General features: G+C 50.0%; 27 protein-coding genes. 9 read left to right on the plus strand and 18 right to left on the minus strand.

Translation table 11 applies throughout. The features are described from left to right. Positions 1-233: 233 nt before the first annotated feature. The 4 genes from ACTHMC_RS16665 to ACTHMC_RS16680 are packed head-to-tail and all read right to left on the minus strand — an operon-like array spanning position 234 to position 3,107. Positions 234-1,133 (minus strand): glycerophosphodiester phosphodiesterase, encoded by a 900-nt coding sequence (locus tag ACTHMC_RS16665; protein WP_440414725.1) that lies wholly within the window; start codon positions 1,131-1,133, stop codon positions 234-236. Positions 1,134-1,159: 26 nt separating this feature from the next. Continuing rightward, positions 1,160-1,798, minus strand: coding sequence for an FMN-binding negative transcriptional regulator (locus ACTHMC_RS16670; RefSeq protein ID WP_440414726.1), 639 nt, complete (start codon positions 1,796-1,798; stop codon positions 1,160-1,162). Positions 1,799-1,803: 5 nt separating this feature from the next. Further along, positions 1,804-1,983 (minus strand): hypothetical protein, encoded by a 180-nt coding sequence (locus tag ACTHMC_RS16675; RefSeq protein ID WP_440414727.1) that lies wholly within the window; start codon positions 1,981-1,983, stop codon positions 1,804-1,806. A 23-nt stretch (positions 1,984-2,006) separates the two neighbouring features. Beyond that, entirely contained in the window at positions 2,007-3,107 is a 1,101-nt protein-coding gene (locus ACTHMC_RS16680) for an Mrp/NBP35 family ATP-binding protein (RefSeq protein ID WP_440414729.1), read from the minus strand. A gap of 105 nt (positions 3,108-3,212) precedes the next feature. On the opposite strand from ACTHMC_RS16680, the gene ACTHMC_RS16685 reads away from it, so the two are divergent. The 4 genes from ACTHMC_RS16685 (at position 3,213) to ACTHMC_RS16700 (ending at position 6,068) form a co-directional block, all read left to right on the plus strand. Next, positions 3,213-3,851, plus strand: coding sequence for a carboxypeptidase-like regulatory domain-containing protein (locus ACTHMC_RS16685; protein WP_440414730.1), 639 nt, complete (start codon positions 3,213-3,215; stop codon positions 3,849-3,851). Positions 3,852-3,912: 61 nt separating this feature from the next. Then, positions 3,913-4,809, plus strand: coding sequence for a 3-hydroxybutyryl-CoA dehydrogenase (locus ACTHMC_RS16690; RefSeq protein ID WP_440414732.1), 897 nt, complete (start codon positions 3,913-3,915; stop codon positions 4,807-4,809). Between the two features lie 201 nt (positions 4,810-5,010). After that, on the plus strand, positions 5,011-5,388 hold the full coding sequence (locus ACTHMC_RS16695) for a diacylglycerol kinase family protein (protein WP_440414733.1): 378 nt from the start codon (positions 5,011-5,013) through the stop codon (positions 5,386-5,388). After that, complete coding sequence (locus ACTHMC_RS16700) at positions 5,385-6,068, plus strand: DUF1361 domain-containing protein (protein ID WP_440414734.1); 684 nt, start codon at positions 5,385-5,387, stop codon at positions 6,066-6,068. Before ACTHMC_RS16695 ends, ACTHMC_RS16700 begins: the two co-directional genes overlap by 4 nt. On the opposite strand, the gene ACTHMC_RS16705 is transcribed toward ACTHMC_RS16700, so the two are convergent. Further along, positions 6,069-6,677, minus strand: coding sequence for an IMPACT family protein (locus tag ACTHMC_RS16705; protein ID WP_440414735.1), 609 nt, complete (start codon positions 6,675-6,677; stop codon positions 6,069-6,071). Positions 6,678-6,682: 5 nt separating this feature from the next. Further along, on the minus strand, positions 6,683-7,759 hold the full coding sequence (ribD, locus tag ACTHMC_RS16710; RefSeq protein WP_440414801.1) for a bifunctional diaminohydroxyphosphoribosylaminopyrimidine deaminase/5-amino-6-(5-phosphoribosylamino)uracil reductase RibD: 1,077 nt from the start codon (positions 7,757-7,759) through the stop codon (positions 6,683-6,685). Positions 7,760-7,922: 163 nt separating this feature from the next. Here ribD and prmC point away from each other — a divergent pair, with 163 nt between their 5' ends. Further along, positions 7,923-8,786, plus strand: a complete 864-nt coding sequence (gene prmC, locus ACTHMC_RS16715) for a peptide chain release factor N(5)-glutamine methyltransferase (RefSeq protein WP_440414737.1) — start codon at positions 7,923-7,925, stop codon at positions 8,784-8,786. Here the strand turns inward: prmC and ACTHMC_RS16720 are convergent. From ACTHMC_RS16720 to ACTHMC_RS16730, 3 genes are all read right to left on the minus strand, one after another. Further along, complete coding sequence (locus ACTHMC_RS16720; RefSeq protein ID WP_440414738.1) at positions 8,773-9,171, minus strand: ExbD/TolR family protein; 399 nt, start codon at positions 9,169-9,171, stop codon at positions 8,773-8,775. The genes prmC and ACTHMC_RS16720 overlap by 14 nt on opposite strands. Before the next feature lie 24 nt (positions 9,172-9,195). Continuing rightward, complete coding sequence (locus ACTHMC_RS16725) at positions 9,196-9,894, minus strand: MotA/TolQ/ExbB proton channel family protein (RefSeq protein ID WP_440414739.1); 699 nt, start codon at positions 9,892-9,894, stop codon at positions 9,196-9,198. An 87-nt stretch (positions 9,895-9,981) separates the two neighbouring features. Continuing rightward, complete coding sequence (locus ACTHMC_RS16730) at positions 9,982-10,917, minus strand: SPFH domain-containing protein (RefSeq protein ID WP_440414741.1); 936 nt, start codon at positions 10,915-10,917, stop codon at positions 9,982-9,984. A gap of 80 nt (positions 10,918-10,997) precedes the next feature. On the opposite strand from ACTHMC_RS16730, the gene ACTHMC_RS16735 reads away from it, so the two are divergent. Continuing rightward, positions 10,998-11,978, plus strand: a complete 981-nt coding sequence (locus ACTHMC_RS16735; RefSeq protein WP_440414743.1) for a YpdA family putative bacillithiol disulfide reductase — start codon at positions 10,998-11,000, stop codon at positions 11,976-11,978. Here the strand turns inward: ACTHMC_RS16735 and pepT are convergent. Next, complete coding sequence (pepT, locus tag ACTHMC_RS16740; RefSeq protein ID WP_440414745.1) at positions 11,956-13,203, minus strand: peptidase T; 1,248 nt, start codon at positions 13,201-13,203, stop codon at positions 11,956-11,958. The genes ACTHMC_RS16735 and pepT overlap by 23 nt on opposite strands. A 38-nt stretch (positions 13,204-13,241) precedes the next feature. On the opposite strand from pepT, the gene ACTHMC_RS16745 reads away from it, so the two are divergent. Further along, positions 13,242-14,087 carry a lysostaphin resistance A-like protein gene (locus ACTHMC_RS16745; RefSeq protein WP_440414747.1) on the plus strand — a complete coding sequence of 282 codons (846 nt, stop codon included), beginning with the start codon at positions 13,242-13,244 and terminating at the stop codon, positions 14,085-14,087. A 9-nt stretch (positions 14,088-14,096) separates the two neighbouring features. On the opposite strand, the gene ACTHMC_RS16750 is transcribed toward ACTHMC_RS16745, so the two are convergent. Further along, on the minus strand, positions 14,097-14,717 hold the full coding sequence (locus ACTHMC_RS16750; RefSeq protein WP_440414749.1) for a hypothetical protein: 621 nt from the start codon (positions 14,715-14,717) through the stop codon (positions 14,097-14,099). Between the two features lie 95 nt (positions 14,718-14,812). Continuing rightward, the gene (locus ACTHMC_RS16755) at positions 14,813-15,268 is read right to left on the minus strand and encodes an FKBP-type peptidyl-prolyl cis-trans isomerase (RefSeq protein WP_440414751.1); all 456 of its coding nucleotides are present in this window, start codon (positions 15,266-15,268) and stop codon (positions 14,813-14,815) included. Positions 15,269-15,417: 149 nt separating this feature from the next. Here ACTHMC_RS16755 and ACTHMC_RS16760 point away from each other — a divergent pair, with 149 nt between their 5' ends. Beyond that, positions 15,418-16,734 (plus strand): exo-beta-N-acetylmuramidase NamZ family protein, encoded by a 1,317-nt coding sequence (locus ACTHMC_RS16760; RefSeq protein WP_440414753.1) that lies wholly within the window; start codon positions 15,418-15,420, stop codon positions 16,732-16,734. Positions 16,735-16,749: 15 nt separating this feature from the next. Further along, positions 16,750-17,688: a methionyl-tRNA formyltransferase gene (gene fmt, locus ACTHMC_RS16765; protein WP_440414754.1), complete on the plus strand. Its 939-nt coding sequence runs from the start codon at positions 16,750-16,752 to the stop codon at positions 17,686-17,688. Here the strand turns inward: fmt and ACTHMC_RS16770 are convergent, their stop codons facing one another. From ACTHMC_RS16770 to ACTHMC_RS16795, 6 genes are read right to left on the minus strand one after another with little or no spacing between them, the layout of a single operon-like run. Continuing rightward, positions 17,689-18,717 (minus strand): LysM peptidoglycan-binding domain-containing protein, encoded by a 1,029-nt coding sequence (locus tag ACTHMC_RS16770; protein WP_440414756.1) that lies wholly within the window; start codon positions 18,715-18,717, stop codon positions 17,689-17,691. Between the two features lie 38 nt (positions 18,718-18,755). Continuing rightward, entirely contained in the window at positions 18,756-20,165 is a 1,410-nt protein-coding gene (locus ACTHMC_RS16775; protein WP_440414758.1) for a methyltransferase RsmF C-terminal domain-like protein, read from the minus strand. Then, a complete protein-coding gene (locus ACTHMC_RS16780; protein ID WP_440414760.1) occupies positions 20,165-21,700 on the minus strand; it encodes an NAD(P)(+) transhydrogenase (Re/Si-specific) subunit beta in 1,536 nt (511 codons plus the stop codon). The genes ACTHMC_RS16775 and ACTHMC_RS16780 overlap by 1 nt, the downstream gene beginning before the upstream one ends. Positions 21,701-21,726: 26 nt before the next feature. Continuing rightward, positions 21,727-22,044 carry an NAD(P) transhydrogenase subunit alpha gene (locus ACTHMC_RS16785; RefSeq protein ID WP_440414761.1) on the minus strand — a complete coding sequence of 106 codons (318 nt, stop codon included), beginning with the start codon at positions 22,042-22,044 and terminating at the stop codon, positions 21,727-21,729. 15 nt (positions 22,045-22,059) lie between these two features. After that, on the minus strand, positions 22,060-23,166 hold the full coding sequence (locus ACTHMC_RS16790; protein WP_440414763.1) for a Re/Si-specific NAD(P)(+) transhydrogenase subunit alpha: 1,107 nt from the start codon (positions 23,164-23,166) through the stop codon (positions 22,060-22,062). A gap of 38 nt (positions 23,167-23,204) precedes the next feature. Then, on the minus strand, positions 23,205-24,002 hold the full coding sequence (locus ACTHMC_RS16795) for an O-methyltransferase (RefSeq protein ID WP_440414764.1): 798 nt from the start codon (positions 24,000-24,002) through the stop codon (positions 23,205-23,207). Positions 24,003-24,029 lie beyond the last annotated feature (27 nt).

A 24,029-nucleotide genomic window follows, 5' to 3' on the forward strand; every position in this document is an offset into this window, starting at 1 on the left:
GTTCAAAAACCCCCCCAAAGATTGGTTTTTAAAAAAATTGGTGTGGGGGTTTTATTTTTTTTTCCCCCCCCCCCCACTTTACTTTCGCAGTGCCCAGTCGCTCGCGTCCCCGCGAGTGACTTATATTCCGTCCCCTCCGGCCATACGGCGTTCGCCGGAGGCGAACAAATAGACGTCATTCGCCAGAGGCGAGCGACTGGGCACACTCCTTTCTGCGGGCACTGCGTAAGTAATCAGAATAAGTCGGGGTAATCGGAGATGATACCATCCACGCCCAGCGCTTTCAGCTTTTCAATTCCTTCCTTATCATTCACCGTCCAGGGAACGATCTTCATATTGCGCTGATGCGCTTCGTTCACCATTGCCTTGTTCACACTTCGGAAATGAGGGCTGTAGATAGTGGGAGTGAAGCCCAGCTCATCCAGTTGTTGCTGCATGCTGCGTTCGCTCTCGCCTTCCACCAGTGCAGCTGTCATCACTTTGGGATATCTGGCATGCATTACTTTCAGGGTACGGAAATCAAAGCTCTGGATGATCACGCGGTCCGCAATACCGGCCTTGTTGATCACGGCCATCAGCAGGTCAACAAATGCTTCGGGAGCGGGATGATAGATATTATCAGATGCTGGCTGGCATTTGGTTTCGATATTATAGAAAACCGCTTTACGGCCTTTTTGTTTTACGGCTGCTTCCACCTGTGCGATCACATCGCTGAGCAGGGGTTTGGTGGCGGCCAGTTTCTGTTGTTTGGGAAAACTCCGGTTGGGCTTGAGGCCTACATCAAAACGTTGCGTTTCAGCGTAGGTCATTTTGAAGATGTTCAGATCTTTCTCTTCTTCTTCGCTCACTGCATTTCCATCAGGTTTGGTAGTGATGGCGTGATTGAAAAATGGCTCGTGCGAGAGGATCACCTGGCTATCACTGGTGATCACTGCGTCCATTTCGAGGGTTGTAATATTTAGATCGAGGGCGTGCAGCATGGCGGGAATGGTATTCTCGGGCATGATGCCGCGGCAGCCACGATGGCCTTCAGCGTCGAATACAGGTAAATGCACGTTTGTTTTTTTCTGTGAAGCACAGCCTGCAGCCAGTACCAGGGCAACAGCGGCAAATATGTAAACGATCTTCTTCATATTCCAATGTTACAGGATAAAGCTGATCATCCATTTTTAAATAATTGTGAAGCGCGTTTCTCCATTTCTTCCGCAATGTATCGCGCACCGGCATGCCCCTGTTTCAGTTGCGCCACAATATTATGGTAGCTGGCTTCATCCCGGTTCTGGCTCAGTTTGAAGGTTCCATCCAGTTTAGTGACCTTTATTTCAAAACCGGCAATGGCTTTGGCCAGGGGTTTCACGTATTCTTCCTGTGAAAGGTTCTCGAATACGGAAGGCGAAGCAGGATCGTTCTCAAAAAGATTCTGCGTATCGCGGAGAATTTCTATGAGTGTGTCTGCGTCTGTGAATTCCATGATGCCATGGGCCTGTACCGAAATATAGTTCCAGGTGCCGCCGGAGCGTTGGTTGCTGTACCAGCTTGGGCTCACGTAGGTATGTGGGCTGGTGAAAAGCGCCAGTACACGTGGGTTCTGTTCGAATGCTTTGTGGTGATCGGTCTTGCGCATGATATGACCGAGAAGGGAAATGACATCCCCGTGCTGCCTGATCAGTAACGGTACCTGGGTTGCTACGGGCGTACCACCGGCATCGTTGCCGATCAGGGTTGCAAAGGCATGTTGTTCCATGAAGGTCCGCAGTATGGCGGGATCCTTTTCTGCATATTCGGATAGGTTGTACATCAGTTCTAATGCTTCTTACGTTGTCCGGGCGCATAGGGCTTTGCCGATTGCGAGCCGGTGATCTTCTTTGCCTGACCTGGCGGAAGAGGTTTTGATTGAACCACTACCGTTCTATGCGTTGTACAGGAAGGAGCTGCCAGCACTACGATGAACAGGCATAATAAAGAAAGAATCCATAGTTTCATAGCAGGATATTTAAGTGAGTAATCTATTCGATCACTTCCACAACCCTGGTAGCGGCGAGGTTGGCATTGCGCATCGCGATACTGCGGATGGCATTTGCTGCAAACTCCATGAAGGCCCTCTTGGTGATCTCATCATTGCTGACCATGATAGGCACTCCATTGTCGCCACCCTCGCGGATGCTTTGCACCAGCGGGATCTGGCCGAGGAAGGGAATATCATACTCCTCTGCAAGCTTCTTGCCACCCTCCTTGCCGAAGATGTAATATTTATTATCAGGCAGTTCTGCCGGGGTGAAATAGCTCATATTCTCCACCAGTCCGATGATGGGCACTTTGATCTGTGCCTGTCCGAACATGGCGATCCCTTTCTTGGCATCTGCCAGGGCCACTTCCTGCGGCGTGGTAACCACCACTACGCCGGTAACGGGCACGGTCTGCATGAGGGTGAGGTGGATATCACCGGTTCCGGGGGGCATATCGATCACCAGGTAGTCCAGTTCATCCCATTCAACATCGGTTGCAAACTGACGGATGGCGCTGCTGGCCATGGGGCCGCGCCAAACCACGGCATTCTTTTCGTCTACCAGCAGTCCGATGCTCATGAGGCGGATACCGTGTTTTTCCAGGGGAACGATCATTCCGTTTTCTCTGCCCGGTACGCTGCGCATCATGGGGCGTTGTCCTCGCACACCAAACATGATGGGAACGCTTGGGCCGTAAATATCGGCGTCCATCAGACCAACGGAGGCTCCGCTGCTGGCGATAGCAAGCGCCAGGTTGGCAGCAACAGTGCTCTTACCCACACCACCTTTTCCACTCACTACTGCGATGATATTTTTCACTTTCGGAAGTACTGCATTTGTGTCTTTGCGCGTACTGCTGGTATTGGCAGTAAAATTGACGGTAACCACTGCTTCCTTGTTCACCAGCAGTTTCACAGCATTTATGCAGGCATTACGGATGAGGTCTTTCATGGGGCAGGCCGGAGTTGTGAGCACTACGGTAAAGGAAACTTTATTCCCGTCGATTGAAATATCCTTTACCATGTTAAGTGTCACAATGTCTTTACCAAGATCAGGCTCCTGTACGTTGCTCAATGCCTGCAATATTTTCTCCGGGGTCATTACGTCTAGTTATTTTGTTAAAAGAATCAATTGGCTGCAAAATTAACCATTAACATGGGTATTTTGTTGACTCTATTTTACTCATTGTCTGTATATTTGAACCGCATGAAAAGACATTTACTAATCCTGTTGGTAGTCAGCATTATCGCTCCTTTTGCGGCAAAGGCCCAATTTGAGAAACTGAAAGATTCCGTAGTTCAGTTATATGGAATTGTGATGACGGCCGACAGTCTGAAAGGTATCCCTTCCGTGAGTATTGTAGTAAAAGGTCAGAACCGTGGTACCGTGAGTAACGACCAGGGTGTGTTTTCGATTGTGGTGATGAAAGGCGACCAGATCGAGTTTTCATCCATCGGCTATAAGGCCAAACTGGTGGATATTCCCCGTAATATCGAAGGCAACCAGTACAGCATGATCCAGTTGCTGGTGATCGATGCCGATTATCTTCCTGTAACTATTATCAAGCCCCGTCCTACCAAAGAGCAGTTTGAAAGGGACTTTGTGAATATCGATATTCCGGCAGATGCCTACGAGATAGCTCGTCAGAACAATGATGAAACAAAGCGCCGGATCCTGGCCAAGGCCCTCCCTTCGGATGGCCGTGAAGCCACTAATATGACACTCCGCAACAATGCCAGCCGTTATTATTATTACGGTCAGGCCCCACCCCAGAATATCTTCAATCCCTTTGCCTGGTCTGAATTTGTGAATGCCTGGAAAAGAGGAGATTTCAAAAACAAATAACTGTTAGTTTTTCGGTTATATTTGCCCCGCTTGTACTTAACAGCATATTAAAAAAACAGTTATGTCTCTACAACAGGTAGCCGTCATAGGCGCGGGCACTATGGGCAATGGCATTGCGCACGTATTTGCGCAAGGTGGTTTTAAAGTGAACCTCATTGATGTAAATCAGGCCCAGCTTGAAAAAGCATTACAGACAATCGGAAAGAACTTCGACCGTCAGATAGCCAAAGGCAGCGCTACTGAGGAGCAGAAGAGCGAAGCCCTGGGCAGGATCGTTACTTTCAATGACCTCTCAGCAGGTGTTGTCAAAGCCGAACTGGTAGTGGAAGCCGCTACCGAGAACGTGGATCTAAAACTTAAGATCTTCAAACAGCTGGATGAATGCGCCCACCCGGACGCGATCCTGGCCACCAATACTTCTTCCATTTCCATCACTAAGATCGCTGCGGTTACAAAAAGGCCGAAGAAAGTGATCGGCATGCACTTCATGAATCCCGTGCCGGTGATGAAGCTGGTGGAGATCATCAATGGATATGCCACTGAAGCATCCGTTACAGAGCTGATCGTAGCCCTGAGCAAGCAACTGGGCAAGGTTCCCTGCGTGGTGAACGATTATCCCGGTTTTATTGCCAACCGCATTCTGATGCCGATGATCAACGAAGCCATCTACAGCCTGTATGAAGGTGTAGCCGGTGTGGAAGAGATCGATACGGTGATGAAGCTCGGTATGGCGCATCCTATGGGACCATTGCAACTGGCGGATTTCATTGGACTGGACGTATGTTACTCCATTCTCAATGTACTGCACGATGGCTTCGGCAACCCCAAGTATGCCCCCTGCCCCCTACTCACCAATATGGTCACAGCCGGATACCTCGGCGCCAAGACAGGTGAAGGTTTCTACAAATACACGGCAGGCAGTAAAGACCTGGTGGTGAGCGACCGGTTCAAAAAATAAAAGCAATTCATACCATTAGGAACGGGCGCCCAAATGTTAAATCTGGAGCGCCCGTTTCGTTTTATGATGGAATTCCGGAAAAAGATCTTTTCTTTGTTCTGCTGAATTGATCAGCCAGGATCCGCAAGGGATCTATTTTTTAGCGCCTATACTTTGTATTACAAAGCGCTTTTCAACAAAGAAAGCATTAAAAGAAAGAATATGACCAACGAAAAGTTCTCACTCCGTGCGCGGACAGACAGTTTTGGTTATGCCTTCAAAGGGTTGCGCAATCTCCTGCGGTATGAGCACAATGCGCGGGTGCACCTGGTAGCTACGGTAGTGGTGGCCATAGCTGGTTTCCTGTTGGAGATACAGTCCTGGGAATGGGTGGTGATTTGTTTTGCCATGGGTTTTGTATGGGTGACCGAGATCCTGAATACCTGCATAGAGCGGATCATGGATTATTTATCTACGGAACAGGATCCCCGGATAGGGGTGATCAAAGACCTGGCGGCCGGGGCTGTACTGGTATCGGCTGTAACGGCGGTAGTAGCCGGCGCAATTGTTTTCATTCCTAAAATCATTGAATTATTATGAGCACCAATATAACGGCCATCAATATCCGGCCTGCAGTAAGCAACCGGGAAATTGATAAAACGCTCGTCCTGTCTGTACTGTTCAGTGTGGCGCTGATCATGGCCAGGATGGTTTATACGGGAACACTCACTTATGTATTCCTGATCTGGAATATTTTCCTGGGCGCACTCCCTTATTTTATTACACGCACCATCAGTAAGAACCCGGCGTTGACGGCCAGCCGGTTCAGGTTCATTCTTGTGTTCCTGCTCTGGTTGTTCTGGATGCCTAACTCGTTTTATATTATCACCGACCTTTTCCATCTGGGCAGTACCCCCAATATGCCACGCTGGTATGATCTGGCGCTGATCCTGAGCTGTGCCTGGAATGGATTGCTGCTGGGTGTGCTGAGTGTAAGACAGATGGAGAAGATCCTTCAGGAGCGTGCACCAAAGATCAGTGGTTGGTGGTTTATCGTGCCTGTGATGTTCCTCAATGCCTGGGGCGTATATATCGGAAGATTTCTCCGTTTCAATACCTGGGACATTGTGAGCAATCCCTTTGTATTGATGGCTGATATACTGGATATGCTGGTGCATCCTGTGGAAAACAGGTATGCCTGGGGAATGGTATTGTGTTATTCAGTGATGATGGGAATCATGTATTTGACCTTGAAGCAACTGAGCAGGGCGATCAGGTAACTAACTATTCTTCTTCACTTCCACGCCCCTGATATCCCCGAACCGGTACAATGCCTCTTCGAGCCTGGCTTTCGGCACACCGATCACCAGTTTGCAGAACAGCATGGCCTCCTGTTCTATCACGGTGCAGTTGAGTTGTTTTACGATCATCATCACGTCATTCATCATCGTATAATCAAACGTGAGCGTGTAATTGGCTTCGATGGCTTTCTGAATGAAGGGTGTTACCTGCAGCACCATGGAAGCCGCGCTTTTGTAAGCATTGATCAGGCCGGGTACGCCCAGCAAGGTTCCACCGAAGTACCGCACTACAATGATGAGCGTATCTGTGATCTGTTTGCTGTCGATCTGCCCGAGGATCGGCTTACCGGCCGTGCCGGAGGGTTCGCCGTCATCGCTGACGCGATAGGTATTTTTATCAGTGCCAAGCCGGTAGGCAAAACAATGGTGAGTGGCTTTGGGATGATCTTTCTTTACATCTTCAAGCCTTTTTTTGAAGTCATCTACCGAGGCTATCGGGAATGCATAAGCGACGAATTTACTTCCGCGGTCTTTGAATTCCGCGATGCCTGATTTCTCGATGGTGCTATAAAAATCTTGCTCAGTCATTGTTGTCATAATGAAGCCAGCGGTCTTGAAAAGACCTGAATTAAATCTGTTTGAATTTGTTCTGTTACCACTTCATCCGCCATCAGCAGCCTGGGCGCGGGTAACCCGGTACCTGCTGTGAGCGCGGTGTTGGTGATGATCCGGGCCTCGTCCCAGTACCCTGCATCGATAAAGGATTGCAGCAGTACAGCTCCACCTTCCACCAGTACGCTATTGATGCGCAGCTGGTAAAGTGATTGCAGGATCTGAGGCACCAGGTCTTGTTTCCTGTTGATCTGCACATACCTGATACCGTGTTCTTCGGCATTTTTACTGGCATTGAACACGATGGTCTTTGCCCCACCGTTGAACAGTTGCAGGGTGTCCGGCAATCGCAGGTCAAGGTCAAGTACCAGCCTGATGGGATCGGGCCCGGTCCAGAGGCGGGCATTGAGTTGAGGGTCATCCTGCAGTGCAGTATTGGTGCCAACCAGGATACCGGCTTCTTCCGAGCGCCAGCGATGTACAGAACGGTTGGTGAGCTCCGAGCTGATCAACAGTCTTTCTCCGGGAATGCCTGAAATGAAACCATCGGCTGTCTGCGCCCACTTGAGGGTCACATAAGGCCTGAAGGCGGTATGGTAAGTAAAGAATCTCTTGTTGAGGGCGCGGGCATCTTCTTCACAAACACCTACGATCACATCGATGCCGGCGGCGCGCATTTTTTCGATGCCTTTTCCATCCACTTCGGGAAAGGGATCGCGGCAGCCCACCACTACCCGCTGTATTTGGTGTTTGATGAGCAGATCGGCGCAGGGTGGGGTTTTCCCGAAATGCGCACAGGGTTCCAGGCTCACGTATATCACCGACTGGCTGATGAATGTCCTGTCTTCTTCCTTTACGGAATTGATGCAGTTCACCTCCGCATGTGGCTGCCCATATTGTTGGTGGTAACCTTCCCCGATGATGCGTCCCTGGTGCACCAGCACAGCGCCAACCATGGGATTGGGCGCAACATGCCCTGCACCCAGAACGGCCAGTTCGAGGCAGCGCCGCATGAATGGTTCATGCACCAGTATGGATGGATCGCCAAGGTTCAACATCAAAAATTAAGGGGGATGATTGGATGATGCGTGCAAATATAACGGTTTCCGCTCATGCGGGGTGCAGCGGTTCGCCTCCGGCGAACACTGTGTCGCCGGGAGGCGACGAAATAAAAGTCACTCGCCGGGAGGCGAGCGGCTGCGCACACCCTAACTTTGTTCCATGACCATACAGGAGGCCAGGCAATCACTGCAAACAAAACTCAGCACCATCTACGATCCCCGCGAAGCGGCCAATATCACTGACTGGGTACTGGAATCGCTGACCGGTCTGGGCAGGAGCGCCAGGCTGGTGAAGGCCCATGAACCTTTGAACGCAGAGCAGGAGGGCCGTTTAATGGACTATATTCCCGATCTGCTGCGCCACCGGCCTGTTCAGTATGTACTGGAGGAAGCCTGGTTCCATGGCTTACGCTTCTATGTAAACGAAAATGTGCTGATCCCCCGCCCTGAAACGGAGGAACTGGTGGAGTGGATCATTGAAGAGCACAAAGATACTGAGGCCCTCACTATCCTGGATATCGGCACGGGCAGCGGCTGTATTCCCATCTCACTGAAAAAAGCATTGCCGCAGGCCACAGTATATAGTTGTGATGTGAGCGAAGGCGCACTGGAAGTGGCGCGCAGAAACGCGAAAGACCTGGATGCGGCTATCCATTTTCTGCAGCAGGATATCCTGTACCAGGAGCTTTGGTCAACACTTCCAGGCGTTGATATCATCGTTTCCAACCCACCTTATATCCCGGAAAAAGATAAATCCACCATGCACGCCAACGTGCTGGAACATGAGCCCCATCTTGCCCTCTTTGTGAGCAACAACGATCCACTGACTTTCTACGAAGCGATCGCCAACCTGGCTTTACAGAAACTGAATGATAACGGTGCCGTATATGCGGAGATCCATGAAGACCTGGGATCCGCCACCCTGGCGCTCTTTCAGGAAAAAGGTTTCGGCAGGGCGGCGGTCAGGAAAGATATGCAGAATAAAGAGCGGATGATAAAAGCAGCAGAGCTTACTTCACGTTAGCCACTGTTTTGGCGCCTGACTTCGAGGCAAGGCGCATGATCCGGAAAACCTCCCCGAAATACGCAGAAGTATCGGCATTGATCACCACTACGGGTGTATCCACATGCGTTTTGAACTTCATGATCTCGGCCTTCACCACGGTATCGATCAGCAGGGGGTCGATCATCTTCGTGCCCAGGAAATACTGCTGGTTCTTATCGATGCTGACGGTGATATGCTGTTTTGCCTTGGTGTCTTTGGTGCCTTTGGGATTGTTTACCTTAACGATATTCGGATTGGCGATAGTAGATACGATCAGGAAGAAGAACAGCAGGATGAACAGGATATCGTTCAACGCTCCCGCATGTAATTCCTGGTGTTGTCGTAATCTTCTTCTAACATTCATGAGCTGTTGTTTTTTCAGTCAGCATTAGCGCGTAGGCTCCTGCAAAATATCGATGAACTCCGCACTGGAGGATTCCATCCTGTTCACATTTTTGTCTATCTGCGCATTCAGGAAATTGTATCCCACATACGCGAGCAGACCAATGATCAGACCGGAAGCCGAAGTGATCATCTTGGTGTAGATCCCCCCTGCGATCTGGGCAGGAGTGAAATCACCGGATGCATTGATATTGTAGAACAACTGCAACATACCGAAGATGGTTCCAAGGAACCCGAACATCGGTGCGATACCGTATACGAGTGATAAAACAGACAGGTTCTTCTCCATTTTGTACACTTCCAGTTTACCCACGTTCTCCATGCTTTTTTCGATGGCGTCGATGGGTTTACCGATGCGCTGCAATCCTTTGTCGATCATCCTGGCCACAGGGTTGGGTGTATTCTTCGCGAGTGAACGCGCAGCCTGCACGTTACCACTGAGGATATTGTCGCGGATGATGTTCATGAAATTGGGATCGATATTGCTGGCTTTGCGAATGGAAATCAGACGCTCAAAAAAGAAGAAGATGGCCAGTACGAACAATAAAGCGAGCGGGAGCATCAGCGGCCCACCCTTGGTGAGCATGTCCATCACATTCATTGATTGAGAGGCTTCGGTAACTGCGCCCACAGCCTTATTCACCGTGTCAGCAGCAGGCCCGATCTGTAAGAAGAACCAGTTCATCCAGTTTTAATTTAGCTGTAAATGTAAACAAATGCGTGCCTAAAACGATTGCACCCGTTTATATATTTCTTAAAAGATTGTTATGATCTACTGATTGGATCCGCCTTTCATCTGCAGCATGCCCATGATCTGTCCCATGGTTTTCTGCATGCCTTCGCTGCTGCCATCGAGGAAGATGATATTGCCTTTGCCTACTTCAGCAAAGTTCTTGATGGCTTCCGTCCACATACTGAAGAGGATCACATTGGTATCCAGGTTGGCCTGCTTCATCTGTTCGGCAGCCTGGCTCATACCCTTGGCCACTTCTTCACGGAACAGTGCCACACCCTGGCCACGCAGCTGTGCAGCCTGTCTTTCAGCTTCAGCAGCGATCTTGATGGCGTTACCCTCAGCCTCAGCCGATTTTGTTTTAGTGATCAGCAATGCCTGTCCTTCATTCTCAGCGGCTGCTTTCAGGTTATTACTGGCTACCACCTTGCTCATGGAATCAAGGATCACTTTATCGAATGTGATATCGTTGATCTGCAGGTCGAGCAGGTGATAACCCCATTCTTCCAGCAGGTGATCGATCTGTTCTTTTACGTATTCAACGATCTCCTTGCGCAGTCCCAGGATCTCCGCCTGGCGCTTGGTTGCAACAAAAGAACGGATAGTCCCTTCGATGGTGCGCGTGAGGGCCTGCATCAGATCGCGCTCACTGAGGAATTTGAATGCCACTTTCTTGATGGTTTCCTCATCGTCATTCTGCACGGCATACAACAGCATGCTCTTGAAATATACGTTGGCCTGATCGGCAGTCACGGCCTGGAATTCCATTTCAACGGAACGGTTCTGAACACTCACCTTACGGGTGATCTGCTCAAGGAAAGGAATCAGGAGGTTAAGACCGGGCCTGATCACGCGGCGGTATTTACCGAACATGGTGATCACACCTACATAACCCTGGTTAATGGTTTTCAGCCCGGTGAAAACGAGCAGTATAAGCAGAATTACCCACCAGTACTGCACAAGGAATAGTTGCATAAGGGAAAATTTGTGCCAAAATACAGTTTTTTGATCACAGAAAGGAGTGGGTGGGTATCTTTGGAATAACTCAAGCGGCTATGGAGAATCAGCTAGACCTCATCATTATCGGCGGAGGCCCTATCGGGCTTGCCTGTGCGTTGGAAGCGGCTAAGGCAGGGCTGGATTACTGCATTCTCGAAAAGGGATGCCTGGTGAATTCACTGTACAATTATCCCAGTAATATGACCTTCTTCTCCACTTCCGAGAAGATCGAGATCGGAGGCATTCCCTTTGTTTCCAATAATGTGAAGCCTACCAGGCCCGAAGCACTGGAGTATTACCGCCGTGTGGCCACTTCCAACCAGCTGAAGATCCGCCTCCAGGAAAAAGTAACGGCCATCACCCGGGGAGAGAACGGTTATTCCGTTACCAGCTCAAAGGGCATTTATCATTGCCGCTTCATCATCCTCGCCACCGGATTTTACGATATCCCCGTGCTGATGCATGTTCCCGGCGAATCCCTGCCCAAGGTGACACACTATTACAAGGACCCGCATTTCTACGCCATGCAGCAGGTGGCCGTGGTTGGCGCCAACAATTCTGCCGTGGATGCTGCCCTGGAAACCTATCGCAAAGGCGCAACGGTAACCATGATCATACGGGAAGATATGATCGGCAAACGCGTGAAATACTGGGTGAAACCGGATATCGAGAACCGGATCAAAGAGGGAACCATCAAAGCTTATTTCAATTCCACCCTGAAAGAAGTCAGGGAAACGGAGATCGATATACAAACCCCGGATGGAGTTGTGACCATCCCCAATGATTATGTGATCGCCATGACCGGCTACCAGCCCGACTTTCAGCTGCTGAAGCAAAGCGGCGTAACACTCTCGGAAGATGCCATGCTGCAACCGGCTTATAATGCGGATACTATGGAATCGAATATGCCGGGCCTTTACCTGGCAGGCGTTGTATGCGGCGGCATGAACACGCATGTATGGTTCATTGAAAATTCGCGTGTGCATGCCAGTAAGATCATAGCCGATATCGAAACTAAGCGTTCTCTTCCCAGATAGCAGCCAGGTGAACGGTCATTTCAACCGCCTTCTGCATGTCCTGTACACTCACATACTCGTGCTTGCCGTGAAAAGCCATTTCACCGGTGAAAAGGTTCGGACAGGGAAGCCCCATAAAGCTCAGTCTTGACCCATCTGTTCCTCCCCTTGCACTGCTGGCAATCACTTCCATGCCGGCGCGCACTACTGCCTGTTTTGCATATTCAGCCACTTCAGGATGCTGATCCAGTACTTCTTTCATATTACGGTACTGCTCACGTACCTGTACATCCACCTTTGAGCCGGGAAAACGTTGTAAGGCAGACTCAGCTTTGTCGCGCAGATAATCCGCATAAGCGGCCAGTTTATTGGTGTAGAAATCGCGCAGGATGAATTCCACCGTTACCTTTTCACCTATCCCTTCGATATGCACAGGGTGCACGAAGCCGTAACGGCCATCAGTTGTTTCGGGGCTCAGTTCATCTTTGGGGAGGCTGTCAATGAATGCTGAAGCCACTTTGATGGCATTCACCAGTTTATCTTTTCCATATCCCGGATGGGCGCTGATACCATGAAATGTAAAAGTGATGGCATCCGCGGAAAAGGTTTCATCTTCCACCACACCACGTTCACCTGCATCCAATGTATAACCGAACTTTGCGCCGAGTTTCTGAATATCCACATTATCCACTCCCCTGCCGATCTCCTCATCTGTGGTGAACAGGATGCGGATGGCACCATGCTTTACCTCAGGATGTGTTACCAGGTAATTGGCCATATCCATGATGATGGCCACACCGGCTTTATCGTCGGCTCCCAGCAGGGTGGTCCCGGAGGCGGTGATGATATCCTCTCCGATCTTTTCAGCAAGATAGGGATGCTCTGCAGTGGTGATCACCTGTGTGGGATCATCGGGCAGCACGATGTCTGCGCCGGTATAATTCTCATGAACGATGGGCTTTACATTGGCCCCTGTGCAGTCCGGTGCTGTATCCACATGGGAACAGAAACAGATCACAGGAACGTCTTTCTCCGTGTTGGAAGGAATGGTAGCGTATACATAACCGTAGGGGTCCACTGCTGCATCGGTAATGCCCATGGCCTGCAGTTCCTTTGCCAGCAGGCGGCTCAGCGTGAATTGCTTTTCCGTGCTGGGAGAAGTTTTTGAATGCGGGTCGCTCTGGGTATCGATGGTTACATAGTGCAGGAATTTTTCCCGAACGGTAAATGAATACTTATCGAACATGGAATTGTATTTTTGGCAAGATATATAATTACTGACAGATGAAGGAACGATTACCCGCTATTGGCGGTGCCTGGACCAGGGTGCTGCTTTTCCTGATCGCTTATATTGTTTGTGTGGTGGCCATGAGCATTGCCGCGGTAACGCTGATCCTTCCGGGCGTGCTGAAAATGACGCTCAATGTCAATACCATGCTGGTGCTGATCAGTTTCAGTTCATTGATCAGTGTTGCGCTGGTAGCGGTTTTCAGGCGGTATGCAGACAGGCGTTCGATCCTCAGCCTGGGCTTGCTTCCTTTTTCGAAAGACGGTTATATCGGACTGCTGCTCTCCATGGCCCTGCTCGGTTGCGGCACCCTGTTATTGTATTTTAATGGAAACCTCCACTGGCTCGATTATTCATTCGATGCCGGTCCTTTCTTTATAGCACTCCCTGTACTGATCCTGGCTGTTTTTGCAGAAGAGCTGGTATTCCGTGGTTATATACTGGGTAACCTGCTGGAAGCCGGCAACAAGTGGTATGCCTTGCTGGTATCGGCAATATTATTTGCGCTGGCGCATATCAGTAATACCGGCATCAATGGAGTATCCATGCTGAACCTGGTGCTGGCGGGCGTATTGCTTGGCTTGAATTATATCTACACAAGAAACCTGTGGTTTGGGATCTTATTCCATTTCGGATGGAATTTCTTTCAGGGACCAGTATTAGGGTATGAAGTGAGCGGACTGCGGCTGCCGCAGATCCTGGAGCTTGAAATGAGTGGCAATCCTTTGCTGACCGGTGCTGCGTTTGGGTTTGAAGGATCGCTGATAGCAACCATGTTATTACTTACAGCGATCCTCCTGATGTATCTGGCCTTCGAAAAAAGGAAGGCGGCGGCAGTGTAAATTTCTTTTTTATTTCTTCTTTTTGGTGACTGCTTTTTTAGGAGCATTGGCTTTGGCCCTGGCTTCCGCTTCAGCGCGTTCTTTGCTGGCCAGTTCTGCGGCTTCCACATCTTCATACACCACCCTGTATTCAGGAATGGCCAGGGTGCCGAAGATATCCGGGAAGATGTAAATGATATTCTTTTCTGAATTCTGACCGGCATCCACAAACTTCCAGGTTTCGCCTTCGTCTTTGGATTGTCCTACCAGGTAGGAATAAATGCGGCATTTTCTTTCTTCCATCTTTGTATACCGGACTTTTTCCAGTACGCACTGCCATTCATCGGTGCCCTTGTTCATGAGGGTTACCATGGTCACCTGCTCGGGCCTGTCTGTTTCCTTGTTGGGCTCATTGTGATAGTACAGTGTTTTGAAATGCTCCTTGTACTGGTCTTTCCCCCCGTAATACTTGATGGCTGAATAATTGGTCAGTTGAATGAAAGGTTCCCAGTTCTCGTAGAAGTAAGAACGCACCATGCTGTCTGCATAGAATTTTGCGTTGCGGGCAATAGTGACTGTGTCCTGGGAAAATGCGGCGGACGTGGTGAAGCATATGCACAAAGCGATGCTCAGCTTTTTAAGGGCTTTCATAGGGATTAATTCTTTGGTGCCAAAGTATAAAAAAACCCGGTATTTGTCAATACCGGGTTTTTACTATGATTTATTGCAGCATTCCACAAAGATGCTTAGGGCATAATGATGCGGGAAGCGCCACCACCGATCTCTACGAGTTCGATATCGAAGATGAGGTCCTGACCAGCCAGCGGATGGTTGGCATCCAGGGTAACCACGTCAGCAGCAACACCTGTAATTACAACAGGGATCACTTGTCCGGCACCGTTAGTCATATTCAGGTGCATGCCTACTTCTGGTTTCATATCAGGCGGAAAATTAGCGATCGGAAACTCAACGATCATTCCCGGATCTTTTGGACCATAAGCCTGTTCAACCGGAATATTGATAGTTTTCTTTTCACCGATGCTCATCCCTTCAACTCCCTGGTCGAACCCGGCAATCACTGATCCGGTACCTACCTCGAACTCCAATGGCTCCCTTCCTTCTGAAGAGTCGAAAGTGGTTCCATCGGTCAAACGTCCATGGTAATGCACTTTTACAGTATCGCCGCTTTTAGCTTGTTGCATAACAGTATTTTTTTAAAGGTATAGCTACAAAGTAACAGGAAATCCCGGGCCTTGCCAAATCAGAATTAGCCGGCATTTCAGGCTGTATAATGGCAGCTGCACCGGCGGTTTGGCCTATATTTGAGGCCGGAATCTGAAATCAGAATTATATGAAAAGATTAGTCTGGGCCCTGCTGGCCGGAGTTATCGCCACCAGCGGTTATGCCTGTGCCAACAGGAAAGCAGCAGGAAAATATGGTTATACCAGCTATCCTCCGCTTTCAGCCCTGAGTGAGGATACACCACAAACGGGGGCCGACAGGCTGGAGGAATTCCTGCCATTGCTGAAAGGTAAACGCATCGCTGTTTTCGCCAATCATACTTCCATGGTCGGTGGGCAGAACCTGGTGGACACCCTGCACAAACGCGGCATTACCATCTCTGTAGTGTTCGGGCCGGAACATGGCTTCCGGGGTACTGCCGATGCGGGGGAGAAAGTGAGCAATTACACAGACAGGGCCACCGGCATTCCCGTGGTATCGTTATATGGTTCCAAAAGAAGACCTTCGGCAGAAGACCTTAAGAACGTAGACCTGATGATCTTCGATATTCAGGACGTGGGTACAAGGTTCTACACTTATATCTCTTCCCTGGAAGAATATATGATCGCGGCATTTGAGAATCAAAAGCCCCTGTTGATACTTGACAGGCCCAATCCCAATGCCTTTTATGTAGATGGTCCCGTACTGGATACTGCCTTCCGTTCTTTTGTGGGCATGCAGCCTGTACCGATCGTGTACGGAATGACCATCGGAGAATATGCACTGATGCTGATTGGAGAAAAATGGCTGAAAGGGAATTTCACACTGAAAAACCTGCTTGTTTACCAACTGCTTGGTCAGGATAATATCAGACTTTTTGAGCACAATAAGAATCCGAAGAAAATGATGATCGTTCCCTGCTCCGGGTACAATCATTCCGTGAAATATGAGCTGCCGGTAAAACCCTCTCCCAACCTGCCTGATATTAATAGCATCTACTGCTATCCCAGTACCTGCTTTTTTGAAGGCACCGTACTGAGCGAGGGCCGGGGAACGGAAATGCCATTCCGTACATTCGGCCATCCTTCACTGCCCAAAACACTTTTCAGCTTTACACCACGCAGTATGCCAGGTGCCACCAGCCCCAAGTTGAAAGATCAGCTTTGTTATGGATGGAAGCTCGATGGCACAAATGAAGAGATATTGGAGAAAGTCGATAACAGGATCCAACTGCAATGGTTACTCGAAGCATACAGGCAGTTTCCGCAGAAGGATTCCTTCTTTCTGACCAATGGAAATTTCTTCAACAAACTGGCGGGCAATGCCGACCTGCAACGCCAGTTGAAAGAAGGCAAATCCGAAGCTGAGATCCGCGCCAGCTGGGAACCGGCACTTACAACATTCAAAGCCATCCGTAAAAAATACCTGTTGTACCAGGATTTCTGATCTTAAAATATTTTCATGAGCAAATCATTCAAAGACCTCCGCATCGTATTCATGGGCACCCCGGAATTTGCCGTAGCCTCACTGGATGCGCTGGTGCAGGCAGGAGGCAATATTGTGGGAGTAGTTACTGCGCCTGATAAACCAGCAGGCCGCGGTATGAAACTCACTGAAAGCGCTGTTAAAAAATATGCAGCTGAAAGAGGGCTCAATATCCTCCAGCCGGAAAAGCTCCGCGATCCGCAGTTCATAGAGGCGCTTCGGGCGTTGCAGGCAGACATACAGATCGTAGTGGCATTCCGTATGCTGCCGGAGATGGTCTGGGATATGCCGCCGATGGGCACGCTCAACCTGCACGGATCATTGCTGCCTCAGTACCGTGGGGCAGCCCCTATCAACTGGGCCGTGATCAACGGAGAAAAATATACCGGTGTTACCACTTTCCAGTTACAGCATGCTATCGATACTGGTAATATCCTGCTGCAGGAGAAATTCGCGATCAGTGAAACAGATACTGCAGGGGATGTGCATGATACCATGAAAAATATCGGAGCGGAAGTATTGGTCCGCACAGTGCAGCAACTTGCGGAAGGCAGTATCCGCCCTGTTCCACAGGCAGAAGCGGCGGGAGACGTGGAACTGAAACATGCTCCTAAAATATTTACGGAAACGCAGAAAATCGAGTGGACGTTACCGGTAGACCAGGTGTATAACCTGATCCGTGGATTAGCTCCCTACCCTGCTGCTTTTACGTACCTGCAGGATAAAACGCTGAAAATCTTCCAGGCAAAGAAAGAGCATGAAGCGCCTTCGATTGAGCCGGGATCAGTACTGACAGATCACAAGACCTTTTTGAAATTCGCGGCAAAGGATGGTTATATCCATGTGCTGGAATTGCAGCTGGAGGGGAAAAAGAGGATGATGGTGGAGGATTTCCTGAGAGGGTTCAGGTTTTGATCAATACTCCACATTCACGTAGAACTTTCCGATAGTGGCGCCCAGCTCAGATGCTGCGGCGTCGCTGATACGGATGTTCAGCCCGATATTCTCTTTCATTTCTGGCATTTGTCCCAGTACTTTGGCGTATACGGATTTATTGGTGCTGGAGAAAGTTACTTTGATGATTGTTCCTACCGGCACATTGTTCATCAGCGCATAGTATTTACCATCTTTCCATCCGCTATTGCTGCGGAAGATAGCGGCATTACCGGCAGTTCCTTTATCTGATCCTTTGAAATCCCTTTTGAAATAACCGCCTTTGAAACTGGCGGGTGAACTGGTATTGGGAGCGGGCTCGGTGGCCACGGGAGTAACAGGTTTGGGCTCTTCCTTCACTTCTGCTGGTTTGGGAGCAGGCTGTACCACAGGCTCAACAGGTTTGCTGGCCGGAGGATTGGTGACAGCCACATCTTTTGCAGGTGTTGTAGCTGGCTGGTTTGCCGGTGGAGTTGTTGTTTGAGCTACAGGAGCAGGCGCTGCGCCGGTCACCGGTTTATTGGTAGCGATGGCTGTCAGCGGGCTTTGTCCTGTTTTCACTTTCAGGTATCCCACAATCAGTTTCATACCGGCTTTGAGCTGATCATTGGTTACATTGTTCCATTTCTCCAGGTTGGGGATAGGAACTTTATTATGACCGATGGAAATACGGTACATCCATTCTTTGTCCTGCACCACATAATGCACGGGCACCAGCACTTCATCAGCAGCTTTGGACCCATCCAGGCTATAGTTCATATCAGTCAAAGGCACTTTCAGGGTCTGACCGATAGCCAGCGGTTTCTCCAGTTGCAACCCGTTGAAAGGCGCCATTTCTTTAGGGCTCTGGTTATAGATCCTGCCTACACTGTACCAGTTCTCTTTGGCAGCCACCTTATGGGTAAGGTACAGCTGCGGCGTAGCGCCCTGCACTATCAGCGGGCTCTGAGCAGACACGAATTGAACCAATAAAAGACCACAGATCAAAAGAATTCGGCTGATGCTTGTCATAGCTTGCTTGTTTCGTAACCGTGCAAATGTAGAATATTTTAATTGCTTCCGCTTTTCAGGATTCTCCAGTTGGATGGATAATAATTGTTTACCCTGTTCGGCAGGACTTTCACCCAGCCTAACGGCAGATTTTCATATTTTACCAATGCCCATCCGGTGGGAGCGTCCTGTAAAATAACTTGTTCCTTTCTCAAATATTGCAGGGCATCTTCCTTTTTTAACGATACCGCAACAGTTGAAGTCTTCAGCAGCGTGCTCAATGCCAGTGCATGGTCCGGCACCAGTTGCTGCCCCGCCAGTTTACCGATGGTAACACCAGCATGGCGGATATATAAATGATCAGCAACCACCAGCAATTCCTGTTCCAATAATGCCGGGAATGCGAGTAACTGTTCCTGCTGTTTCCAGATGCTAACGTCTGCACCGGGCTTCAGCCAGGGCATCACGGCCGCGGTCTCTGCTTTGGATGCTTTCTGTAATTTGGGTTTCTTCGACGGGCGGTAATGGAAATCGCCCCCATCCTTTTTCCGGAAAGCGGCCAGGAAAAATCCTTCGCCCTTTACCTGATCAGGAAAGAAGCGGTAACCATATCCCCTGCGTTCCGGCGATTGCACTTCAACGATCCCCCATTCTTTCTGTAACTGCAGCGGCAGGGAATCCAGTTCAAAGTTCTGCAGGAGCCAGTCGAGGATCTGCTCGTCTTCTTCTTTGGAATAAGAACAGGTTGAATAGATCAGGGTGCCTCCGTCGGCAAGAGCCGGGTAATAATCGGCCAGGATCCGCTGCTGGCGCTGGCTGCAGAGCTGCACGGAATGCGGGCTCCACTCCCCGATGGCTTCGGGTTCTCTTCTGAAGAGGCCACTTCCACTGCAGGGCGCATCTATTACCATCACATCAAAGAAATTTTCAAGCTTGCTGAAATCAGCAGGATCATTATTGGTGACCATCACATTCATTCCCCCCCATTTCACCAGGTTCTCTTCCAGAATGGATGCGCGTGTTTTGATCACTTCATTGCTCACCAGCAGGCTTTCTGCCGAAATGAGTGATTGCAGGTGGGTACTCTTACCCCCAGGAGCGGCACAGCCATCCAGCACTCGCAGCTTTACGGAAAGATCGAGCGTTTGACGCATGGCCTGTTCAACAAACATGCTGCTTGCTTCCTGCACATAATATGCGCCGGCGTGGAGCAATGGATCGAAGGTGAAGAAGGGACGCTCCGTAAGGTAGTATCCCTGCTGCGTCCATGGAATGGCCGAGCTGAACGGTAATGTTGTTTTGAAACTTTCGATCCCCCGGGCTGCTTCAGCAGCCTTGGCAGGATTGATCCTTACAGAAGTCACCTGTTCACCTGAGCGGTGAATGGCTTCAAATGCTTGCCGGTGAAAGCCGGGCACTCCTTCCAGCGATTGCAGTAACGCAACCGGTAATTCCTTTTCACTCCCCATTATAAATTTTTGATCTCACCGATCAGATCCTGCAACACTTTTTTGGCATCGCCAAACAACATGGATGTTTTAGGTTGGAAGAAAAGATCATTCTCAATTCCGGCATAGCCAGGTTTCATACTGCGCTTATTCACGATCACATTTTTGGCCAGCTCCACATCCAGGATGGGCATTCCGTAGATCGGCGAAGAAGGATCTGTTTTGGCCGCCGGGTTCACCACATCATTGGCACCGAGGATCAGCACCACATCGGTTGTGGGGAATTCTTCATTGGCCTGTTCCATTTCCTCCAGTTTATCATAACTCACATCCGCTTCTGCCAGGAGCACGTTCATATGCCCGGGCATGCGGCCGGCAACGGGGTGGATCGCGTATTTAACTGTCACTCCCTTGCTTTCGAGTAATTTTTCCAGTTCATGACAGGCATGTTGCGCCTGCGCCACGGCCAGGCCATAGCCTGGAACGATCATCACTTTATTGGCATAACTCATCAGTACTGCCGCATCACTGAGTGTAACTTCCTTGTAAGTGCCCTGGTCTTTATTGGAACCGCCGCCACCGGGTTTTGCACCGCCACCAAAGGAACCGATGAGCACGTTCTTGAGAGAACGGTTCATGGCTTTACACATGAGGATGGTCAGCAGGGTACCTGCAGCGCCTACCAGGATACCACCGGTGAGCATTACATTGTTATTGTAAAGGAAGCCGCCGCAGGCAGCTGCCACACCGGTAAATGAGTTGAGCAATGAGATCACCACGGGCATATCCGCACCGCCGATCGGCATCACGAAGAAGATACCATACACAAGTGCCAGTCCGAATGTTGCATAGAAGAGTAACAGTGGCGTAGAACCGAGCTCTTTCACGATCTGTACATCAGATTCGGGATCGGGCCTGTCTACCGCTGTAGCCACCACCACTATCAGGTAAGCGGAAAGCGCCAGTGTGAGGGTGAGCAGTAACAGGTTTACGATATGCTGTCCTTTAAAGGAAAAGTCTTTGATCTTACCATTCAGCTTGCCCCAGGCGATCATGCTTCCTGCAAAGGAAACGGTGCCGATCACCAGGCCGGCAAAGATGGTGAGCAGGGTTTCGATGGGCACGCCTCGACTCAGAACTGCTTCTTCCACTACCGCTCCTGCCTCATAGGACTGGGCGATGGTTGCTTCCACATAATTGTGATTGGCAAAATGCTGGAACTCTATCATGGAGATCAGGGCCGCACAGGCGCCGCCCATTCCATTGAAGAGGCTCACCATTTCGGGCATGGCCGTCATCTTGATCTTTTTGGCGGAGAGCGTACCAATGATACCTCCTACCAGGAGACCGCCGAAGATCCACGCGTAGTTATGAAGTTTGTTGCCTTCATCGTCGCGATATAAAAAGATAGTTCCCACGATGGCGAGTCCCATACCGAAAGCCGCTACCAGGTTGCCTTTGCGGGCAGAGGCAGGGTGACTCAGCATTTTGAGGCCCACGATGAATGTAACGGAAGCTATCAGGTAAATAAGACTGAGTATGTTTATATCCAGCATGTATTTCCAATTCGGTGTTAACTAATCTACTTCTGCGCTTTTTTATTCTTGAACATTTCCAGCATCCTGTCTGTGACCACAAACCCTCCCACTACGTTGAGTGTACCGAGTACCACGGCCAGGAAGCCGAGGATCAGTGCTATGTAGTTATCGGTTTCCGCCTTGCCCATCACAATGATGGCGCCGATGATCACCACACCATGGATGGCATTGGCGCCACTCATCAGCGGTGTATGCAATACGCTGGGAACACGGCCGATCACTTCGATGCCCACAAACACCATCAGGATCACTATGTAGATGATCTGCTGATTGATGGCGATCCAGTTAAAGACTGATTCCATATCTCGATTCGTTTATTAGTTTGAAACTTTTACTCTTTCGTGAACCACCTGTCCGCCATGCGTGATGCAGGCTCCCTTCACCAGGTCATCTTCCCAGTTGAGGTTGAGCGCCCCTTCTTTGGAGATAATCAGTTGCAGGAAGTTGAGTATATTTTTCCCGTACAGTTTGCTGGCATCGGATGGCATGGTAGCCTGGAGGTTACTGTTGCCGATGATGCTCACGCCCTTGTACTGAACGGTCTCGTTGTTTTTGGTAACGGGAGTATTACCCCCGGTGGCAGCTGCCAGGTCAATCACCACAGAACCATTGCGCATGGAGGAAAGCATTTCGGCTGTAATGAGGATGGGGGCTTTCTTTCCGGGGATCTGTGCGGTAGTGATCACGATATCTGTTTTGGCAATGCTCTGCGCAATGCGTTCGGTTTGTTTCTTTTTGTAATCATCCGACTGTTCAACGGCATATCCGCCTGCCTTGCTGGCGTCGGCTGCTCCATCCACCTCAATGAATTTGGCGCCAAGGCTCATCACTTCTTCTTTCACGGCGGGGCGGGTATCGAAAACTTCCACTACTGCCCCGAGTCTTCTGGCCGTGGCGATGGCCTGCAGGCCTGCCACACCGGCACCGAGGATCAGGATCTTTGCAGGAGCGATGCTTCCTGCAGCGGTCATGAACATAGGGAAGTAACGGCCATAGCTATTCGCAGCCAGCAGTACTGCTTTGTAGCCGGCGATATTGGCCTGGGAGCTGAGCACGTCCATGCTTTGCGCGCGGGTGGTGCGGGGCAGCATATCCAGACTGAAAGTGGTTACGCCTGCAGTTGCCCATTGCTGCATGGCGGCCTGGGTAAAGAGCGGCTGGTAAACACCGATGATCACTTTGGAGGGGATACTGTCTTGCAGGGGGTGGATGGCGAGGAGCAGATCCGAGTCGCGGATCACATCCTGGCGGGATTTCACCTGGGCGCCCGCCTGTACATAATCTTCATCCTGGCTGTATGCCTTTTCTCCGGCGCCCTGTTCTGTGAGTACCGTGATGCCCTTTTTTGTGAGTGTGGCTACCGCTTCTGGCAGCAGGGAAACACGGGTTTCAGCGGCCGGTTCTTTTAAAATTCCGATCGTCATATTCCTCAGTTATGGGTTCAAGATAGTGAAAAATCCGCCTAAAAACGTATGGTAAAATGTTGTTTCACTTTGAATTCTTCCCGGAAGAAAACGATCCCCACGAAAAACAGGTCGATGCTCATTCGCACCTGCGGATGCTGTTTGATGGTTTCCCAGGCAGCTTCCATTTCTTCGCTCCAGTGGATATCGTCCAACACAATCATGGAAAAATTATGTGTATGTGGCAGTATCTGATCAAAATAGCGGAGGGTGGGTTCCTTCCGGTGATTGCCATCGATGAATGCCATGTCAACCACGGGCATACTGTTCAGCATCTCCTTCAGCGTGGTATCAAAGTTCCCTTCCACCAGTTCTATGAATGGCAGGTTGAGCTCGTTGAAATTGAGGATGGCCTCGGCGGCAATGGCATTACTGCCCTCTCCGGTTATCACGTAGGCATGGGGGTTGGCCAGGGCCATATAGGCGGTGGAGATACCCAGTGAAGTTCCCAGCTCCATGATGGTTTCGGGCTGATAATAGTTCACCAGCCTGTACAGCAACTGGGCATACCTGGGCGGCTTGGCCGCATGCCTGGCGATGGAGGCGATACTGCGCGAGTGGGTTTTGGAAACCACGGAGCCTGCGCCCAGGTCTTCCACTTCAATCACGGCCTTTTCTGCCAGTAATTCCTGTCGCCGCGCTTCCACTTTATCGTAAGCCGGATAATGTCTGGAATCATTGAGCACATGGGTGATGAACTCGAATACGAATGGGGAATGCACACCATGCCCTTTTCCGTTCATGGCGGTGAGATAATAACGGATATATTTCTGTGCTAATTTCCAGCGGGAATACATGCAAAACTTACTAATAATTGATACAAT

This window comes from Pseudobacter sp., from assembly GCF_051955275.1.
GTDB lineage: Bacteria > Bacteroidota > Bacteroidia > Chitinophagales > Chitinophagaceae > Pseudobacter.

Bases quoted from the DNA above. Each gene is read 5' to 3' on its own strand.
- ACTHMC_RS16665 (WP_440414725.1), bottom strand. From the start codon at position 1,133: ATGAAGAAGATCGTTTACATATTTGCCGCTGTTGCCCTGGTACTGGCT.
- ACTHMC_RS16670 (WP_440414726.1), bottom strand. From the start codon at position 1,798: ATGTACAACCTATCCGAATATGCAGAAAAGGATCCCGCCATACTGCGG.
- ACTHMC_RS16675 (WP_440414727.1), bottom strand. From the start codon at position 1,983: ATGAAACTATGGATTCTTTCTTTATTATGCCTGTTCATCGTAGTGCTG.
- ACTHMC_RS16680 (WP_440414729.1), bottom strand. From the start codon at position 3,107: ATGACCCCGGAGAAAATATTGCAGGCATTGAGCAACGTACAGGAGCCT.
- ACTHMC_RS16685 (WP_440414730.1), top strand. From the start codon at position 3,213: ATGAAAAGACATTTACTAATCCTGTTGGTAGTCAGCATTATCGCTCCT.
- ACTHMC_RS16690 (WP_440414732.1), top strand. From the start codon at position 3,913: ATGTCTCTACAACAGGTAGCCGTCATAGGCGCGGGCACTATGGGCAAT.
- ACTHMC_RS16695 (WP_440414733.1), top strand. From the start codon at position 5,011: ATGACCAACGAAAAGTTCTCACTCCGTGCGCGGACAGACAGTTTTGGT.
- ACTHMC_RS16700 (WP_440414734.1), top strand. From the start codon at position 5,385: ATGAGCACCAATATAACGGCCATCAATATCCGGCCTGCAGTAAGCAAC.
- ACTHMC_RS16705 (WP_440414735.1), bottom strand. From the start codon at position 6,677: ATGACTGAGCAAGATTTTTATAGCACCATCGAGAAATCAGGCATCGCG.
- ribD (WP_440414801.1), bottom strand. From the start codon at position 7,759: ATGTTGAACCTTGGCGATCCATCCATACTGGTGCATGAACCATTCATG.
- prmC (WP_440414737.1), top strand. From the start codon at position 7,923: ATGACCATACAGGAGGCCAGGCAATCACTGCAAACAAAACTCAGCACC.
- ACTHMC_RS16720 (WP_440414738.1), bottom strand. From the start codon at position 9,171: ATGAATGTTAGAAGAAGATTACGACAACACCAGGAATTACATGCGGGA.
- ACTHMC_RS16725 (WP_440414739.1), bottom strand. From the start codon at position 9,894: ATGAACTGGTTCTTCTTACAGATCGGGCCTGCTGCTGACACGGTGAAT.
- ACTHMC_RS16730 (WP_440414741.1), bottom strand. From the start codon at position 10,917: ATGCAACTATTCCTTGTGCAGTACTGGTGGGTAATTCTGCTTATACTG.
- ACTHMC_RS16735 (WP_440414743.1), top strand. From the start codon at position 10,998: ATGGAGAATCAGCTAGACCTCATCATTATCGGCGGAGGCCCTATCGGG.
- pepT (WP_440414745.1), bottom strand. From the start codon at position 13,203: ATGTTCGATAAGTATTCATTTACCGTTCGGGAAAAATTCCTGCACTAT.
- ACTHMC_RS16745 (WP_440414747.1), top strand. From the start codon at position 13,242: ATGAAGGAACGATTACCCGCTATTGGCGGTGCCTGGACCAGGGTGCTG.
- ACTHMC_RS16750 (WP_440414749.1), bottom strand. From the start codon at position 14,717: ATGAAAGCCCTTAAAAAGCTGAGCATCGCTTTGTGCATATGCTTCACC.
- ACTHMC_RS16755 (WP_440414751.1), bottom strand. From the start codon at position 15,268: ATGCAACAAGCTAAAAGCGGCGATACTGTAAAAGTGCATTACCATGGA.
- ACTHMC_RS16760 (WP_440414753.1), top strand. From the start codon at position 15,418: ATGAAAAGATTAGTCTGGGCCCTGCTGGCCGGAGTTATCGCCACCAGC.
- fmt (WP_440414754.1), top strand. From the start codon at position 16,750: ATGAGCAAATCATTCAAAGACCTCCGCATCGTATTCATGGGCACCCCG.
- ACTHMC_RS16770 (WP_440414756.1), bottom strand. From the start codon at position 18,717: ATGACAAGCATCAGCCGAATTCTTTTGATCTGTGGTCTTTTATTGGTT.
- ACTHMC_RS16775 (WP_440414758.1), bottom strand. From the start codon at position 20,165: ATGGGGAGTGAAAAGGAATTACCGGTTGCGTTACTGCAATCGCTGGAA.
- ACTHMC_RS16780 (WP_440414760.1), bottom strand. From the start codon at position 21,700: ATGCTGGATATAAACATACTCAGTCTTATTTACCTGATAGCTTCCGTT.
- ACTHMC_RS16785 (WP_440414761.1), bottom strand. From the start codon at position 22,044: ATGGAATCAGTCTTTAACTGGATCGCCATCAATCAGCAGATCATCTAC.
- ACTHMC_RS16790 (WP_440414763.1), bottom strand. From the start codon at position 23,166: ATGACGATCGGAATTTTAAAAGAACCGGCCGCTGAAACCCGTGTTTCC.
- ACTHMC_RS16795 (WP_440414764.1), bottom strand. From the start codon at position 24,002: ATGTATTCCCGCTGGAAATTAGCACAGAAATATATCCGTTATTATCTC.